General features: G+C 38.1%; 15 protein-coding genes. 3 read left to right on the top strand and 12 right to left on the bottom strand.

From position 1 onward, the window contains the following. The first annotated feature begins 29 nt into the window (after positions 1–29). A complete protein-coding gene (gene ftsH, locus H8S40_RS00530) occupies positions 30–1,883 on the top strand; it encodes an ATP-dependent zinc metalloprotease FtsH (protein ID WP_186864298.1) in 1,854 nt (617 codons plus the stop codon). Positions 1,884–1,999: 116 nt separating this feature from the next. Here ftsH and H8S40_RS00525 read toward each other — a convergent pair whose 3' ends face one another. The 5 genes from H8S40_RS00525 to H8S40_RS00505 all read right to left on the bottom strand — a co-directional run bounded on the left by H8S40_RS00525 (position 2,000) and on the right by H8S40_RS00505 (position 8,493). After that, a complete protein-coding gene (locus H8S40_RS00525) occupies positions 2,000–2,968 on the bottom strand; it encodes an alpha/beta hydrolase (RefSeq protein ID WP_118738277.1) in 969 nt (322 codons plus the stop codon). After that, the gene (locus H8S40_RS00520) at positions 2,956–4,332 is read right to left on the bottom strand and encodes an acyclic terpene utilization AtuA family protein (RefSeq protein ID WP_186864297.1); all 1,377 of its coding nucleotides are present in this window, start codon (positions 4,330–4,332) and stop codon (positions 2,956–2,958) included. The genes H8S40_RS00525 and H8S40_RS00520 overlap by 13 nt, the downstream gene beginning before the upstream one ends. After that, entirely contained in the window at positions 4,332–4,637 is a 306-nt protein-coding gene (locus H8S40_RS00515; RefSeq protein WP_117991403.1) for an AtuA-related protein, read from the bottom strand. Before H8S40_RS00515 ends, H8S40_RS00520 begins: the two co-directional genes overlap by 1 nt. A gap of 113 nt (positions 4,638–4,750) precedes the next feature. Further along, complete coding sequence (locus H8S40_RS00510; protein WP_186864296.1) at positions 4,751–7,030, bottom strand: family 78 glycoside hydrolase catalytic domain; 2,280 nt, start codon at positions 7,028–7,030, stop codon at positions 4,751–4,753. A gap of 83 nt (positions 7,031–7,113) precedes the next feature. Then, positions 7,114–8,493, bottom strand: coding sequence for an MFS transporter (locus tag H8S40_RS00505; protein WP_117991397.1), 1,380 nt, complete (start codon positions 8,491–8,493; stop codon positions 7,114–7,116). A 165-nt stretch (positions 8,494–8,658) separates the two neighbouring features. Between H8S40_RS00505 and H8S40_RS00500 the strand changes: the two genes are divergently transcribed. Then, entirely contained in the window at positions 8,659–9,738 is a 1,080-nt protein-coding gene (locus H8S40_RS00500) for a helix-turn-helix domain-containing protein (RefSeq protein ID WP_186864295.1), read from the top strand. A 49-nt stretch (positions 9,739–9,787) separates the two neighbouring features. Here the strand turns inward: H8S40_RS00500 and H8S40_RS00495 are convergent, their stop codons facing one another. The 7 genes from H8S40_RS00495 to H8S40_RS00465 all read right to left on the bottom strand — a co-directional run bounded on the left by H8S40_RS00495 (position 9,788) and on the right by H8S40_RS00465 (position 17,438). Continuing rightward, complete coding sequence (locus H8S40_RS00495; RefSeq protein WP_117991393.1) at positions 9,788–10,855, bottom strand: family 43 glycosylhydrolase; 1,068 nt, start codon at positions 10,853–10,855, stop codon at positions 9,788–9,790. A gap of 181 nt (positions 10,856–11,036) precedes the next feature. Next, positions 11,037–11,522 carry a PAS domain-containing protein gene (locus tag H8S40_RS00490; RefSeq protein WP_186864294.1) on the bottom strand — a complete coding sequence of 162 codons (486 nt, stop codon included), beginning with the start codon at positions 11,520–11,522 and terminating at the stop codon, positions 11,037–11,039. A gap of 25 nt (positions 11,523–11,547) precedes the next feature. Continuing rightward, positions 11,548–11,760: a type II toxin-antitoxin system HicB family antitoxin gene (locus H8S40_RS00485; RefSeq protein WP_117991387.1), complete on the bottom strand. Its 213-nt coding sequence runs from the start codon at positions 11,758–11,760 to the stop codon at positions 11,548–11,550. A gap of 2 nt (positions 11,761–11,762) precedes the next feature. Continuing rightward, positions 11,763–12,011 carry a type II toxin-antitoxin system HicA family toxin gene (locus H8S40_RS00480; RefSeq protein WP_118688460.1) on the bottom strand — a complete coding sequence of 83 codons (249 nt, stop codon included), beginning with the start codon at positions 12,009–12,011 and terminating at the stop codon, positions 11,763–11,765. Between the two features lie 377 nt (positions 12,012–12,388). Then, entirely contained in the window at positions 12,389–13,297 is a 909-nt protein-coding gene (locus tag H8S40_RS00475) for an Rpn family recombination-promoting nuclease/putative transposase (RefSeq protein ID WP_186864293.1), read from the bottom strand. Positions 13,298–13,741: 444 nt separating this feature from the next. Then, the gene (locus H8S40_RS00470; RefSeq protein ID WP_186864292.1) at positions 13,742–15,127 is read right to left on the bottom strand and encodes a family 43 glycosylhydrolase; all 1,386 of its coding nucleotides are present in this window, start codon (positions 15,125–15,127) and stop codon (positions 13,742–13,744) included. 1 nt (position 15,128) lies between these two features. Next, the gene (locus H8S40_RS00465) at positions 15,129–17,438 is read right to left on the bottom strand and encodes a family 78 glycoside hydrolase catalytic domain (protein ID WP_186864291.1); all 2,310 of its coding nucleotides are present in this window, start codon (positions 17,436–17,438) and stop codon (positions 15,129–15,131) included. A 362-nt stretch (positions 17,439–17,800) separates the two neighbouring features. Between H8S40_RS00465 and H8S40_RS00460 the strand changes: the two genes are divergently transcribed. Continuing rightward, entirely contained in the window at positions 17,801–18,850 is a 1,050-nt protein-coding gene (locus H8S40_RS00460) for a helix-turn-helix domain-containing protein (protein WP_186864290.1), read from the top strand. The last annotated feature ends 20 nt before the right edge of the window (positions 18,851–18,870 follow it).

Raw genomic sequence — 18,870 nt, 5'->3', positions numbered from 1 at the left:
ACTAAAGACGAAAGGATTGAAAACATATTATGCAAGAAGTAAAATCACCAAAACGACCTATGATTTTTTATTATATTATTGTACTTGTCGCCATTCTTTGTATAAACTTTCTTCTCCTTCCTGCGCTGGAACAACGTCAGGTCAAAGAAGTAGATTACGGCACATTTATGACAATGATTGATGAAAAACAAATCGATTCTGTAAACATCGAATCAAATCAAATCATATTTACAGATAAATCAGGAGATACAGTATATAAAACCGGAATTATTGAAGATCCAGATCTCGTAACCCGGCTTCACGAATCTGGTGCTAAATTTTCATCCGAAATCATTGAGCCGACATCTCCAATTATTAGTTTTTTAATGGCCTGCTTTCTTCCAATGTTGATCATGATTGCACTTGGCCAATGGCTGTCCAAAAAAATGCTGTCTAAGATGGGTGGCGGAATGAATTCCATGCAATTTGGTATGGGCGGAAAGAGTAATGCAAAAGTATATGTCAAATCTTCCAGTGGTATTAAATTTTCTGATGTTGCCGGTGAAGACGAAGCAAAAGAGCTTTTATCTGAATTAGTAGATTATTTACACACCCCGGAAAAATATCGTGAGATTGGTGCCTCTATGCCAAAAGGTGCGCTGTTAGTAGGCCCTCCTGGAACGGGTAAAACATTACTTGCCAAAGCAGTTGCCGGTGAAGCCAATGTTCCGTTCTTCTCTATTTCAGGTTCTGAATTTGTTGAGATGTTCGTCGGTATGGGAGCTGCCAAGGTGCGTGACCTGTTCAAACAGGCAAATGAGAAAGCTCCTTGTATTGTATTTATCGATGAGATTGATGCGATTGGAAAGAAACGTAACGGACAAATGTCTGGAAACGATGAACGTGAGCAGACTTTAAATCAGTTGCTTACTGAGATGGATGGATTCGACGGCTCTAAGGGAGTTGTTATTCTTGCCGCAACAAACCAACCAGATTCTCTCGATCCTGCACTCCTCCGTCCAGGACGTTTTGACCGTCGTATTCCGGTCGAACTCCCAGATCTGCAAGGACGTATTGATATTTTAAAAGTACATGCCAAGAAAATTCGTGTTGGAGATAACGTCGATTATGCTGCTGTTGCCAAAGCTGCTGCAGGTGCCTCCGGTGCCGAACTTGCCAATATTGTAAATGAAGCTGCCCTTCGTGCTGTCCGTGACAATCGTAAGTTCGTCACACAGGCAGATATGGAAGAAAGTGTAGAAGTTGTTATTGCCGGATATCAAAAGAAAAACCGGGTTCTCTCCAATAAAGAAAAACTCGTTGTATCTTATCATGAGGTCGGTCACGCACTTGTCGCCGCGAAACAGACAGAATCTGCTCCGGTACACAAAATCACCATTATTCCAAGAACTTCCGGTGCCCTTGGATATACGATGCAGGTTGAAGACGGAGAGCATTTCCTCATGACAAAGGAAGAGCTGGAAAATAAAATTGCAACATTTACCGGCGGACGAGCTGCCGAAGAACTGATTTTCCATCAAATCACAACGGGTGCTTCCAACGATATTGAACAGGCCACAAAACTTGCTAAAGCAATGATTACCCGTTATGGTATGAATGAAGAATTCGATATGGTTGCAATGGAAACTATGACCAACCAATATCTCGGTGGTGACAGTTCTATGACTTGTTCACTCGAAACGCAAACCGAAATTGACAAAAAAGTCCGCGATCTTGTAAAATTGCAACATTCAAAAGCTTATAAAATACTTGAAGATAATGTTGGTAAATTACATGAACTGGCTCAGTATCTGTATGAACATGAAACGATTACCGGCGAAGAATTTATGGAGATTTTGAATAAACCGGTTGAGATTCCGGCGAAAGAGACTGACGAAGCATAGCATTTTTTATTAGGCTTCCTTCATATGGCTTAAACCAGTGGGCATAAACCAGTGGGGACGGAGTTTTCGGCTCATTATGTGTTCCCACTGGTTTCTTTTTATAGCTCTGTTGATAACTATAATGTTAACAACTTTTGATCCAGTTCTTCCAGCTTCTCCTGTGACAAAGATTTTTGATTTTTATTCAATATTCTCGGCGTAATCCAATCCTTTATAAACACCGGAAGTTCTTCACTTAGCATCGGCAAATATGTTAAAACCAGTTCTTTTGCTTCCGGACTTTCTAACAATTCACATACTCTTGTATCTATACTGTACTTGCCGATTCGTCCATCATTCACCCCATATACCGTAAACTCACCCAACATTTCCTTCAGCCATCTCACACTCAGTTGAAACCATTGCGCCACATCCGGATTTACCCTGTTTTTATCTCCCACGCTGGTTAATGGCTTTGCAAGTGAAAATCCATGTTCACCTTTTCTGAAAATATGAACTTCAAATTCCACATTTTTCTGTTCCAAACATTGCGCAAACACCAGAATGTGTTTCGGCGGTGTCACCTTATCATCTCTTGTTCCAAACAGAAATGTCGGTGGCGTTTTCTCATCTATACATTCTATAATATCCGGACACTCCAGTGCACGTAACTCACTGTGAAGAATTCCCGGATATCCCAGTAACAGCACATCCGGTCGCTGTGGTCCATGTGTTGCTGTAGCTGCCGCAAGATGTGCTCCTCCGGAAAATCCTAATAGTGCTAGTTGTTCTTTTCCTATACAGTATTCCTCTCTGCAATCCCGAATCCATTCTAATGCTTTTTGTGCATCCGTCATGGGATCTTCTATTGTAGCATTTTCCTTATCTGTCACTGTTGTATATTTTAATGTAAATGCCTGATATCCTTCTGCCAGATAGGCTAACGCAATCGGTTCAGACTCCAGAAAACTACAAGTTCTAAAACCTCCACCTGGAAATATCAAAATTGCCGGATACTCCTTAATATTGTCCGTCTCATCATTCAGTTCGTGAAGATACCCCGTCAGTTCCGCATATTCACCTATTTTTTTCTTTATAATTCGCATGCTGATTTATCCCCGCTTTCCAAATATTCAACTTGATACCGAACCGCCTGTCTCGGAACAAATATCGAGCAGATTGAAACGATTTCTTTTACTCGCTTTTCTGCTCCACCGCCTCCTGCCGGCCCATTCGTATAAAGCGCTTCCACTTCATTTGCAAGCAATTCTGCCTGTAATCGTTCTGTCGTTCTTCCGCTCACATGAAGTCTTACTTCTGTTGGAGTTCCAGCATTCATCTTGGATGTGAGCAAATCACCATACAAAGAATTATATCCTATAAAATCTGCACGATATTCATCCAACTGAATTCCTGTTAAGTTGATTCTTTTCTCTATAATATCAGCAGCCATACGTGCCCTCTCCAATGCAGTCTCACCTCCATAAGAAATCTCACCTTCTCCGATAAAGCAATCCTTATATCCAACACTTACTTTCAAAGTTTCCGGACGACCATGCGTTATCGCATTATGTGCCAGTACTCTGTTTTCTCCTACTTGTGTAAATACTACATTTGAAAAGTCTGCTGTTGCATCCGGTGTCAGATAAGCTTTTGGATTATGAATCTCATATATTGTCTGCTCTTTGCAGATATCTACGCTTACCAGACCTCCGGAGCCTTCTACTTTTGTTACGACAAAGCTGCCGTCTTCATGAACTTCTATCAAAGGGAATCCTAATTTATATAAATCCGGCACATCTTTGATTCCCGTATCTGCATAGTATCCGCCAGTCACCTGTCCTGCGCATTCAAGCAAATGTCCAACCAGCACAGCTTGTCCCATTTGATCCGGATTGTTTTCTAAATCCCATCCAAATTCATGTACCAGTGGTCCAATGGAGAGTGCCGGATCTGACACACGCCCTGTTATTACAATGTCTGCCTGTTCATTTAACGCTTCCTGAATTCCTTCCGAACCCATATATACATTTGCAGAAATTAAAGAATCTTTTAATTCTTCCAATGGCTTCCCGTTTTCCAGAACTATATGATCCTTATATTTATCCAATTCATCTGTTATATCATCCCCTGTTACGCAGGCAATCTTCAATCCTGAAACGCCTATCTCTTCCGCAATTTTTTTCGTCTGTTTTGCCGCAGCCTTCGGATTTGCTGCACCCATATTTGTAATCATCTTTACATGATTTTTTGCTAACAAAGGCAATATCTTTTTCATACGATATTCCAGTAATTGATTGTATCCCTTTTCTGGGTCTTTCTCCTTATCCTGCTGTCCGATTGCAACCGTTCTTTCTGCCAGACATTCAAATATAATATAGTCCAGCTTTCCTTTCTCAATCAATTCCATCGCCGGTTCAATTCGATCTCCCGCATAACCGGCTCCACTTCCGATTCGAATCGTCTTCATTATCGCTCTACCTCCATTTCCAATAATGCCATGCCTAATGTTTTACCATGTCGGTCTATCGCCAGAGAACGTGTTACCCCACCGCCCAGTGTATGGTCCAGAACAAAATTCAAAGCATGCAATCCATCCAGTTCATATCGAACAACTTCTCCTTTGCATATCTCCTGAAAATATTCTTTTACCACTTCTTCTGTTAATACTTCTTTTAAAAATTCGTAATCTGCCTCATTATAGGGAATTACAGAAATATTGGAAATATCCCCTTTATCTCCGGTTCTTGAGTGTGCAATTTCTCTCAATTTCATCTCATTGCCTCCTTCTTTTTATACTCAAATCTTACCATTTCGCATTCTTTCCACAATAAAACGAGTGATAATTTCTAAAATTTTAGAAATTATCACTCGTCCCTAATCTTCCTTTATAAATTGCTTCTATCCACTATATACTCAATCGTTTCTGGAACCTTCACATCCAATTCAACTTCTTTTCCACTTCTTCTTGCCGATACCTTAATCTCACCCTGCGGTGTATTGAAAGTACATATAAAATAGTTCACCGTATTTGGCATATAAGGTTTTATTGTAACCTTCGAAAATCCAGGTTCCTCTGGAATAATTCCTGCGATACCATTATAATACCATTCAATAATATGTCCCATCATATCGTGACAATGACTTCTTGGATTATTTTCCCAATATTCACCCAAAGTTGTCTCTCCATCTAAAATAAATGCATAATAACTTGGGTGTTCTTCTCTTAATATAAATTGCGCAATCAAATCATTCATTCCATTTTCACGCGCTGTCTGAATTACATATGGAAGGCCTACTTCTCCGGCAATAAAAGCCTGCTCATTCACAAGTGTCTGACGGAAAGCCTTTACTATATCGTCTTTCTTATTTTCTGGAACAAGCCCCCAGTATAATGGAAGTGCCTGACTTGCCTGTGTCATAACTAATTTATCCGGATGATCCCAGTTTTTATAACACCAGTATCCTTCCTCATTCTGTACAAGTAGTTTCTCATTATAGTTACTCTTAATTTCATCTGCATATGTTTCTAATGTTCCTTTATCTTCATCTTTTCCAAGCATCTCTGCAAATCTTGCCAACACTTTTGCGTCTGCATAGAAAAAGGCAGTCTCAATATTTTCTCTTGCAAGTTCATTTCTTGGATTTCCCCAATCTCCTAATCCATGATTGATAAACCCTTCTTCCGTCACTTTCGTTTGAAGATATTTGAAATATTTCATTCCCGCATCATAATTATCTTCAATAATTTTCTGATCCCCATAGAAAATGTAATGCCAATACGTTCCTATAATACAAGTACTTCCCCATGGAATAATATCATAAAAGCTTCCCATCCCCGGAACCGGAAGTACATTTGGAATATAACATGGCGCCTGTCCCGGCATGAGTCCATCTCCTGGATAAAATTTATTTCCTTCATAATCATAGAAATAATCATCCGCTGTATGCTGTTGCACTCTCATGTCTAATAAAAATTTTTCCCAAAGTTTTTTCCCGTTTTTCATATACATGATTGCCGGTGCCATTAAATGATTTGGCTCCTGCCATGCAAAACGTTCAATCGTTGGACAGTCCGTATGCACACTCATCATATTCGCTTCAACTGCTTTTTCCACCATATCATAGATTTGATTATATCTCTCATCATCACATTCAAATGTTCCGCTTTCCTCATAAGCACTTGTAATTGCATGCCCTTTCATTTCACCAATTTCAACAGCATCTGATTTTGCTTCAACACCCATGAATCTCCCTGCAAAATACGTAAAAACTAATTTACACGTTTCCCATTCATCATCTTTTCCAACAATGTAAGTAATACAATTATCTATCATCATCCAGTTCTTTGCCATCTGATCTACATCACCTTCTGGTGAAAGTTTCTCTGCTGCAAGAAAATGAATTTCATCTCCTGCTTTTCCTTTGACCTTTACTTCTAACATACCGGACATATTCTGCGAAAAATCATAGATTTTACGAATTTCCCCTGACTCTTTATCCGCGTAATCGTGAAGATATTTTCCTTCATAAGTATGAATTACTTTAATTGGTGGCTGAGTTTGATTTTGTAGCTCTCCTTTCGGCTCATCCTCCTCTGCTACTATCTTCGCTTTTTCCCACTTAGAATCATCAAATGCTATCGTATTCCATCCAATCTGTGCTTTTCGCCCATCAATATATTCTGACCCATATACATTCGAAACAGTCACCATATGTTCTGCCACTTTAAATGTATCATCTGCTGTCATCACATCCTTGGTTCCATCTTTGTATTCAACCTCTAGGCACATAGCAAATACAAGACTTTTGCCATATGCGTGATATGGATTTGGATTCGGCGGCATAAACGCTGGAAATGCGAACGTATAATGATCGTTATTCATAATAAACCATCCATTTCCAATCTCTGCACCGATTGTATTTACACCTTCTTTTAAATACTTTGTTACATCAAATGTAACATACTGGATCAGTTTGTCATAGTTTGTCCATCCCGGATCCAAGACATGGTCCGAAACCTTCGCTCCGTTAATGTAAAAGTTGAACTGTCCCAATCCACATACATATGCAACTGCATTTGTAATCTCTTTTGTAATCTCTATATTCTTTCTTGTATAAAATGGACGTTCACTGCCATTTGTAATCCATTTTCCTAAGCTGTTCATTTTTATCCTCCTAAATAAGCTGTAAAAAGAACAACTTATCTTGCAGTTCTTCTTACAGCCTATTTATAAATTCTTATCGTTTATTATTTAACTTGTTCTTTTCTTCTTTCTAATTCTACCAATACTTTATCTGCCTCTTGATCATAATGATAGAATACTTTTAACAGAATAATGATGATGATTTCCAAAACTGCCGGTATAATAGCAAACAGTGAAATAATACCTATGTTTGTTGCCTGATTCTGTACTCCGTTTGCCACATATCCAGTTAAAGCAAGCACCCATCCAACCATTGCTGCTGCGAGTCCTGAACTAAGTTTCTGCGAAAAACTTGTAATCGCAGATCCGACACCTTCAATTCGTTTATTGAAAAGGAATTCACCATAATCAATACCATCGGAAGCCAATGTTGCTACAGGTACTGATAATGGTCCCGTTGCTAATCCTCCGATCACTGTTCCAACGATCAAAACCGGTACGTTTAAGCTCAGCGCTGCAAGTGCTTTAATAATACTTCCTATCATCTGTCCCGCTGCGCCTATATACATTGATTTTTTCTTTCCAAATTTCATCAGGCATGGACCTGTAAGAACTGCAATACTAATAAGTGTTGGAACAACACCAACCAGACTCAATGAAGTCATAAGCATTGGATCGCCCATTGAATAAGTATAAAAATAAGTCTGTGAACATGTTCCAAGCTGTACCATAAGATTTACTACAACTGTCATCACAAGAGCAAGTACCAGATATTTGTTCTTCACAAACATCTTTGTCCCCTCTAAGAAACTCACTGCTTCTGCTTTTTCGTTTGTTACACTTTCAACCGATTGTACATATTCTTTTGTAAAGAAGAAACCGATCAAAAGACCAATTGTTACTAATGCTCCGTAAATCATAAACAATGTTCGCCATGCTTTTATATCTCCTCCAAGAGAAAAGATAAGTGGAAATGTAAATGAGCATCCTAAAATTGTTCCACCTAATCCAACAAACATTGCGAATGTTGATAAAATTCCACGTTCTTGCATATTCTGTGTCATAAGAGGCATCAAAGCATTTTTAGCGATTCCTGTCATTGTATACATAATCGTTGTATATAAATTATATGTAACAAATGCATAAATCAATTGCATTGTGCTTGATCCATTTTGAGGAATAAAGAAAATCAGTGCCAGTGATAAGCCCGTTGGAACTGAAAGCCATAAAAGCCATGGTCTGGCTTTTCCCCATTTTGTTCTCGTATGGTCTACAATCGTTCCTGCAACTAAATCACTGATTCCATCAAATAACTTAGATATGAAGAACATCGTACCAACCATTCCTGCTGCCAATCCGATATTATCTGTATAGAACATTGTTAAGAATGCCGCGATAATTGAATTTGCAACCTCTGGAAGTCCGCCAATTGCATATGCCAGACGTTCCGATAATTTTAGTTTCCCATTTTCTTTCGTATTCATCTTTACACCCTTCCTTTCAAATTTATATGTATTATAAAAAAATGTAGGTGAGTAGAATAGTCAGAAAAGTGACATAGTGAAAACAATAAATGACACTGTATTATTTTTCATGACATTTTGTGTTATACTGTTTACAAGCAATAAAAAGAGAAAGGGACGCTATTCATGAAATTATTTTCACCTGCCATCTACAATAAAAGCACGATATCTTCCTGTTCAGGCGAGACGATGTTGAAAATAGAAGACTTTCTAAAAGAATGCTTTCTGCAGTATGATACTGAAAACGCTCACCTGTACAACGTTTCCGCACTCGAAGAAATACGTAGCTTTTTACACAAAGAAATCCTGAATCAATTTCATGTTGACATTTTCTTGGAGGAAACTCTTTCTGAAGATTTTTTTAAGAACTTTGATCATGATGTCTTCCTTGTACGGCACCCCAGATTTCTTCCCGCTTTCCCTCACTCTCATGATTTTTTTGAAATCATGTGTGTGTTAAATGGCAGCTGTTCAAACTCCATTGGTGGACAAACATATATGCTTCAAGCCGGGGATATTCTAATCATTGCTCCAGGAACCATGCACACAATTTCGGACACAAATGAAGATAGTCTTATTATAAATCTTTTGATTCGCTCCAATACTTTTGATTCAAACTTTTTTTATATTTTGAAAGATCAGACAATTCTAAGCGAATTTTTCAAAAACACATTATATCATAATGAAAAATTCTCTTACCTTCTCTTTCATACGTCTGTTGATTCTGAGGTATTTACGATTCTTACCGCCTTATATCAAGAGGAATGTGATAATAAGAGATACAAAAATGCAGTTAAAAATCAACTTGTAGAATTATTTTTCTCCCTGCTCCTTCGAAATCATGAAAAAGACTTATGTCTTCCAAATCCAAATGGATCAGATGAAGAAAACAACTTTATTTTTATACTCAAATATATGGAACAGCGATATCAAAATGTCACACTCCAAGAACTGGCACATTTCTTTCATTACAGTGAAAGACATATGATCCGCCTGCTAAAGGAATATACAGGGCAAAGTTTTTCCCAAAATATTCAAAAGATAAAATTAAAACATGCCGCTGAATTATTAATAACAACGGATCTTTCACAAAAACAGATTGCCTCTCGAGTCGGATATTCTAATCCGAATCACCTGAAAAAGCTCTTTATCCAACAATACCAAATGACACCAGCGGAATATCGAGCTCTAAATAAGGAAATTTAAAAGGAGCTAGCGCACCAGATATTATCTGCGCTGAGCTCCTTTCAGTCTACTATTCAAATTCTTCTATTTTCCATTCATCCATCCATTCGATTCGAACATTATCACCATCAAAGCGAAGTGGAAGCCAAACATAATCTGCAATTGATGCATTTATAAACAAATTCTTTGATGCATTTTCATCAAATATAAATTCCGCCTCTGGGTCAAAAATTGTCCGAAACATTTGCGCTGTTTCTTCGTAGCCTTCACCTGTTATAAATTTCTCACCCTCTAGTTCTGGAATCTCAGGTCGCCAGCGATCTCCAATAGCAATATAAAGATCTTTCTTCATCGGATGCTTAAATACAGATGAAATTTGACAGTTGAACGATGTTTTTGATGTATCCCCCACATGCGGATTCCCAAGAATCTCATATGGTCCATGCCATAATTTTGACACTGCTATTTCTGATGGATTCGGATGATATCCTGTCGTTCCTGATGTAATCAAATAATGCATTCCTTTTCTCACAAAATGTGCTGGTGCCTCTCGAGTTTCCGGCGGTGCCGTGTGTGGAAAATGTTCTGAGTAATTCCCTGTCACATCAGTATACTCATCATTTAGATCCGCAACATATAACGTAATGTGTGGACGTTCACTGATTAAGTAAGCTTTATTGTCAACCGGCTCTACTGCAATATCAAAATCACCAACAGCCATTCCACACGGATTCACTCGTGCATTCTTCAATTTATATGGTCCCAAAATGTGGTCTGCCGTCAAAACTGTAAAACATGGGGGCTCATTCATAATCTTAAGCCATGCCACATATTTTTGTGTCATTTTATTGTATACAATGTGAGGGCGGTCCATCATCGATGTAGGATGTAATGGTGATGTCTCATCTTCCAGATTTGGTGGAATGATAATTCCTTCGTCTTTCCAGTTGTATAAATCTTTTGATGAATAACATCTTACTCCCCAATGCCATGTCTTATCCTGTCCAGTAGTATTTTCTTTGTTTTCTCCATACCAATAAAATGTATCTTCCACACAGATTACACTTCCACCATGTGCCTGAATTCGTTTTCCCTCTGTATCAAGCCATACCTGACCTGGTTTAATTGAATTGTTCATTCTGCATTCTCCTTGTTTTTTTATCATTGTAGCAAGATTCAAATACAGCCCAAAGTATTTCAACTGACATATCAAAGGTTCATTTATGACATTTTTCCATCTTTGTTACGTGTTATATTATAGCTATACCCCAGATAAAACGAGCGATAATTTCTAAAATTTTAGAAATTACCGCTCGTCCCTAATCTTCTTTTATTTTATTGTACAATGTCGCCAACGATATGCCTAGTCGGGCTGCCGCTCTTTTCTTCCCTTCTACGCCACCTCCGCAATATGCAACTTCTGCCAGAATTTCTTCACGTTCAAATTTTCGTACCCTCTCTGCAAGCGTCTCTGTTTTTTGTTTTACTTTTAACTGGTGCTGTGCAAGAGTTGTTACAATTGAGATCGTTCCATTAGGAATATCCCCCTCCATGATTGGATAGACACTTGCAAAATACTCTTGATTTCCTTCCGTACGTACAATTCCTTCTATTGGTATCTGCGACTGAATCACCTGTGGAACCATTGCATGCTTTCGATACTTTGTTATCTCCTCTCCTTGAACTTCTTCAAGGCGCTTCCCAATGAACTCCCCATAAGCATCATTAAAATATATGATTCTTGCATTTCTGTTACAAATCAGAATGCCTTGTTGTAATGACTGTAAAATTGTTCTCACGTGCATGGTTTTCAGGTCCTCCTTACACTCACTATCCCATATATACCAATCGTCCCTCAGGCTGTGGAATTTCTCTCCCCAAAATTCTTGCTGTCTCAATCCACTCCGAAATAACCTGCTCTGCATTTTTCAGTGCTTCCGTTTCCGTTGTTCCATCTGCCATACATCCCGGTAATTCCGGAACTTCTACAATAAATCTATTATCTTCCTCTGACCAATAAATAATTTGTTTATATTTATTCAATTTCAGACCTCCATTTTATATTTTAATATAATGTACCTTACTTGCTTAACTTGATATGCCTTCGCTTTATTTCCTTCCGGTTGAATATTAATAATTTCACTAACTCCCTCTTTATAATATATAAAATGATCCCCTTTTATTCTACATCGAAATCCTAAAACATCCAATAGTTTTCGAAGATCCAAAAATAAAATATTTTTATCTCTTGTTCCACACATTACCGCAGTCAATATTTTATCTACTGATGACAATTTATCCTCTCCTTTATTAAATTGTTCTTATTTGGAAATTTAGATTTGCTACTGAACTTAAATTCTTTGAAAAACTCATTTTATATCCTGATATGAATATAGATAAATGTACGGAATAAGAATTCAAAAGATTTAAATTCTCATTCCGTACTTCCGACTTTCACACGGCTTAACTAATCGATTAATTTTTAGAAATGAGTATAGATATAGCTTAAGCTAGCATCTGTACATTCGCAATGCGTTTCTTGTCGATAACTCTTCTTTTTTGTTGGCAATTCTGTGGAAAGATTTTTCGCAAATATATCAGTGTTTCTTCTTATCCACAGGAGACATTTATTAAGCCAAAAACTCCGTCCCCACTGGTTTCATGCATGGTATTACTTTTCTCCTAAAATCATTTTCACATCGTTTAATGAAATTTGAAGTTCTTCTGCAATCTGCTCCGCACTCAAATTTTGTTTCTTCAATTCCAATGCCTTTAAAGTGTACTGTATTCCTTGCTGTATTCCTTGCTGTATTCCTTTCTGTATTCCTTTCTCTATTCCTTGCTGCAGTCCTCTTTTCTCCGCACTTTTCATAAATGAATTATGGTCCCGAATCACTTTCTGACGAGCCTCATACTCAAGACGTTTCTCTTCATCTGCACTTAATTTTTTCAAAGTATCATATGCTTCTTCTATGTACTTATCTTTTTCTGCCATATGCCTAAAATCCTCCTCACACCTTCCACCTAGGAAACGCATCCAAAGAATAATGCCTTCTTCATTCTGAGCCTCCGGAGGCAATTTTGCCAACTCCAACATATGCATCTCCATAAGATCTGAATATTCTTTCCCCGTCTCTGTATCACAAAATGCAATTCGACGATAGCATACATCATCCTCCGGGAAATGCACTGAATTCAAAATACTGACATGAATACATTTTTTTAATGTATCATAGCCCTCTCCCTCTTTAATCGGGTCTGTATACATTTTGCTCAAATAAAAAATGGAACGTTTATCCCAATATTCATATGCTGCCACCTGCATTTCAAAATCTATCTGTGTTCCATTCTTCAATTTTACACGCACATCTAAAATCCCATACTTATCATCCTCATATTCTTTTCTCAATATTGTCTGTATAAGGATGGTAGATTCAATCTCATCAGGTGATACATTCAATAAAGCTGCAATAATGCCTTTCCTTACATTCTCATTCTGCATTAATTCTTTGAAACAAAAATCCACTGTGGGAAACATTATAAAATTTTCTTTTTCCTTTAATTCTTTTGTTTTTTTCATAGAATTTTCTCCTTTTTCTCATGACAATTATCTGTCAAACAGAAATAGAAAATCCTATTTTTCTTTATTTTATCACATTTGATTTTTCTGTAAAAGATAAATTTTCCACTTCCATTTTAACAGTCTTATCCTTGGTTTTTTATTAATATTTATTCGGATTTTTACATTTTGGATTTGCTACTGAACTCAAGTTCTTTAAAAAACTCATGTTATATTCTGAAATGAATATAGATAACTGTACGGAATGAGAACTTATAAAATTCTCATCCCGCACCTTAGACTTTCAAGAGTCTTAACTAATCGATTAATTTTTAGAAATGAGTATAGATATAGCTTAAGCTATCATCTGTACATTCGCAATGTGTTTCTTGTCGATAACTCTTCTTTTTTGTTGGCAATTCTGTGGAAAACTTTTATAAAATCAGTCCTCTCTTGTTCTCCTTATTATGCCAACATAATTTCTATAATTTCCAGCTTATCTGCTTCTACAATTTCCAATTCCACCTCATATTCCCCAGCTTCCATACAGATCTCCTGGTTTGTTGTATTTGTAACATCCTTATTATCTGTAAGTGTTATTTCGCCTGCACAAGTTCCATCCATTTTTACTTTAACTTTTCCGCTGCCACGATATTTCAAGAAAATTTCCTTCCACTCCTGCTCACTCTTCACATAGCGAAACATCACTTCATCTCCCACAGAAATATTCATCAGTACCTCTGGATATTCCTCTGCACTCCCTGCATCTTCATTCACTCCGATATACACGGAACCGGACATTTCACATGCCTGATATCCCTTGATGACCTCTCTCGGTACAAATGGCTCTCCGATGCCCTGCGAGGTCATCTTCACCTCCGGGATTGTACCATCTTCCAATATCTCTATCTTCTCGATGCAAAGTCTTCTGTGTTGCTGTACTCCTCGGCTGCAGCGATGATAAAATACATACCACTGTCCATTTACACATTCAATTGATCCATGATTATTCCAGCTCGCCGGATCACATCCGTCATTATCAATGATAATTCCACGATAAGTAAATGGTCCCATCGGAGACTTACTTGTAGAATATCCAAGTGAAGTTGGTTTTCCACGTTCCATATCGGCATATACATAGTAATAAGTATCACCGATTTTTCTCATGGAAGAGCCTTCGTGAAAGAAATGTTCTTCTTCCGTCACCAGATCATCTACTATCTCATCTCGATTGAAGGAAATCATATCTTCATTCAGTTTTACTCCATGTGAAAATAATTGGCCCCAGTAATAATATGCCTGTCCATCATCATCAATAAATATTGCCGGATCAATTCCCCCACACGGAAGCTGTATTGGATTTGTAAATGGTCCCTCCGGTCTGTCTGATATTGCAACTCCTTCACTGTCATCCGGCATGCAAAAGTAAAGATAATATTTTCCATTGCGTTCCAGACAATCCGGTGCAAAGAGAAGTGCCGGCTTTTCCTTTTCTTCTTTTTCTGCCTCTTCAAATTTTGCCTTCATATCGACACCATTCTCAAGGTCTCGCTGAATCATTTTCTGGATAAATGGTGTTGGATGGCTCCAATCAATTCCTGAATATTTTGGTGCAACCGGGTTATTGAACCAAGGAATCTGATTACCGTTTAACGATTCCTCATGAATCGTCCAATGCTCCATATCGGCTGTCGATACCACATGATATTTCTCACTACAATAAACATCTTCTCTGTCATCAAAACTCCCATATACATACAACTTTCCATCCGCCATTACATGTCCCTCGCTGTCCGGCACATGATATTCCAATGGCAATATAGGATTTCGTCTGTTACTGAACTCTCTCATGTTATTCTACCTCTATCTTAATCTTCTCTGCCGTGATTTCTCTGCTACTTTCCAGATTGGTTGTATCAATCTGATACTCCACGCCCTTTGGCACTTTCACCTGCAATACCATTCCATCCTGCTCTTCCTTCACCTGAACTGAAATCTCCCCTGCCACAGAACGATAAATACACTTAAACTCATGTATACTTTCTGGCAAATACGGGCATATTTTTATCTTTCTAAATCCCGGTTCCTCTGCTTGGATTCCTGCGATACCATTATAATACCACTCTACGATATGTCCCATCATATCGTGGCAGTGGCTTCTCGGATTGGTCTCCCAATATTCACCCAATGTCGTCTCTCCATCTAATACAAATGCATAATAACTTGGATGCTCTTTTCGTAAAATGAATTGACAGATCAAGTTATTCATCTGATATTTGCGTGCTGTCTGAATTACATATGGAAGTCCGATTTCTCCACTGACAAATGCACCTTCTGTTTCCAAAGCATCGTAAAATGCTTTCACAACATCTACTTCTTTGTCCTCCGGTACTAATCCCCAATAAAGCGGTAACGCTTCTACTGCCTGCGTCATAAATAACTCGTCCGCATGATCCCATGTACGGTAACACCAATATCCTTTTTCTGCATTCCAGACAAGCAGCTTTTCATTGTAGTTTTTCTTTACCTGCTCTGCATAAGCCTCCAGCTTCTTTTTATCCTCAAGTTTCTCAAGAATCTCGGCAAACTTCGCAAGCGTTACGGCATCTGCATATAAGAAAGCCGTCTCGATATTTTCTCTTGCAAGTTCATTTTTCGGATTGCCCCAGTCACCCAGGCCATGGTTGATAAATCCTTCTTCTGTAACCTTTGTTTTTAAATGTTCCAGATATCTCATACCTGCATCGTAGTTATCTTCAATGATCTTCTTATCCCCATAGAACATATAATGCCAATATGTTCCAAGAATACAGGTGCTTCCCCAACCGATGATATCATAAAAACTTCCCATCCCCGGAACCGGAAGTACATTCGGAATATAACATGGACACTGTGACGGCATCAATCCATCTCCCGGATAGACTTTATTTTCTTCAAAATCATAAAAATAATCTTGTGCTGTATGTTGCGCTGTTCGCATATCCAACAAGAATTTTTCCCACAATTTACATCCATTTTTCATATACATGATAGCTGGTGCCATCAGATGATTCGGCTCCTGCCATGCAAATCGCTCAATTGTCGGACAGTCGGTATGCACACTGACCATATTTGCCTCAACTGCTTTTTCCACCAAACTGTAAATCTGCTCATAACGTTTGTCATCACATGTAAATGTTCCGTCCGTCTCATATGCACTGCTGATTGCATGAGCTGTAAGATTACGCATCTCACAATTCTCCGGCTTCTCAACAGCAACATATCTGCCTGCAAAATAAGTAAATTTCATTCTGCATGTTTCCCATTCATCGTCCTGCCCGATAATATAAGTAATACATGAATCCAAATTTACCCAGCCTTTTGCCATCTGGTCTACATCACCATTTTTTGCAAGCTTCTCGGCAGGGTAAAGATGAATTTCATCCCCCGCTTTTCCTTTCACTTCAAACTCTAAAATTCCGGACATGTTTTGTGTAAAATCATAGATGTCTTTGCTCTGTACATTGTTCAAATATTCTCCCTGATAAGAATGGAGCACCTTCACTGGTGGCTGTATCTGGTCGATCATCCGGCCAGTCGGCTCTTTCTCCTTTGTAACAATCGAAGCATTCTCCCAACTTGTCGTATTGAACTCTGCTGTACACCATCCATCCGGATTCTTTCTTCCGTCAATTGTCTCCGAACCATATACATTACTCATTACAACCGGATGCTCTTTTACAAGAAAATCTTCATCTGCATGAATAACTTCTACTGTTCCATCAACATAAGTAATCATTAATTCTACTGCCAATACAAGTTCTTCACCAAATGGTTTATATGGATTCGGATTTGGCGGCATAAACTCCGGAAATTTGAATGTATAATGCTCGTCCATCTTATAAAACCAGCCATTTCCGACCTCCGCTCCAATTACATTTTCCCCTTCTTTTAAATATGACGTTACATCAAATGTTACATATTCAATCAGTTTGTGATAATCCGTCCATCCCGGGTCCAACTCATGATCTTCTACCTTGCATCCATTTATATAAAAATGAAACTGACCAAGCCCACATACCTTTGCCTCTGCATGTAAAACTTGCTTACATATTTTTATAATTCTTCTTGCATAAAATGGTTTTGCTGTTTTATTTGTAATCCAATTTCCTAATATTCCCATTATCCAGATTCTCCTTCTGCTTTATTATATTTCATAGTATAGCAATCCCTCATTTTACAACATAGTTGCAAATCAGACACTCCTGCATTACAAAGATGACATTTCTATGAATTTTAAAGAATTTTAAATTTGTCTTTGGTATAATAATTCAAGAATGCCTCTGCATTCTTGCTGCGAGATGCGCGTCATGCAATGCATGACATACTTCTTCTGCGCATCTCTGCAATCCTGCCGGAGGCTATATCAGATGGGGATTGACTCCCACCACTGATACTGATTTGTTACTCACCACCTACAGAGGTGGGAGTCATCTCACATCTGATATAACAAATTAACACTATCGGACAGTGAAAGGATACCTTATGCGATTTTATGATGCTTACGAATATGAAATAGATACAAATTTATGTAAGACAGAGCAACGATTAAAAGACTTATATTTCAAAAATCAAGACCGACACTTAGAAAAACCACATGATATTAAGGATTGCCGAGATATTTTTGTCAAAGCCAGTCACACAGATGATTGTTTATTTCCTAAATTCCTGGTTGACAATCTGGAAGAGGATTTATTTTTTCATAAAAACTTAGATTGCGAAATCTATAAACATTTTCGTTACCTTCCATGCAACTGGCACTCTCATTCTTTTTTGGAGGTACTCTGTGTTTTACATGGGTCTTGTTCCAACTATATTCAGGAGCAAAAATTGGAAATGCAGTCCGGTGATATTTGCATCATTGCACCAAATACACAGCATGCTATCAGTGTATTTTCCGATGACTGTATCGTATTCAATATTATACTTAGAACCAGCACCTTTGAGACCGCTTTCTTCGGGACCTTATCGGAAAATGATGTATTATCAGATTTTTTCATGCGTATGTTATATCATTCACCGACACACCCTTACCTTCTATTCCGTACACATGGTGATCACGAATTATTTAATTATGTCGGCTATGCTTATGAAGAATTTATTGGAAACCGTCAATACAAAAACCGGATGCTCAATTCCATTATCGATGCATTTTTCATTACACTGCTTCGCAATCATGGTGCAAATGTTATCGTTCCGTCACTGGCTGAAGATGACCAGAATGAAAACCTGATATTCATCTTGAAATATATACAGGAGCATTTCGCTACAGTTACTTTGAAAGAATTGTCCTCTTTCTTCAATTACAGCGAACGACAATTACAAAGGATTATCAAATCCAGCACAGGTATGAGTTTCAGCGAAAATATCCAGCAATTGCGTATGAACCAGGCTACCCGCCTGCTCGCCAATCCGGATATTTCAATTGCGGTAATTTCAGAGGAATTGGGTTATTCAGATATCGGTAATTTCAGACAGGCATTCAAGAAGTGTTTTGGGATGACCCCTTTGGAATATCGCAATAGAACCAGATAGGGACGGAGTTTAATGGCTTT

It is taken from the genome of Ruminococcus hominis (genome assembly GCF_014287355.1).
GTDB lineage: Bacteria > Bacillota > Clostridia > Lachnospirales > Lachnospiraceae > Schaedlerella > Schaedlerella hominis.
Note: the sequence above shows the minus strand (reverse complement) of the source record. Positions and strands in the feature narration are given on the sequence as shown.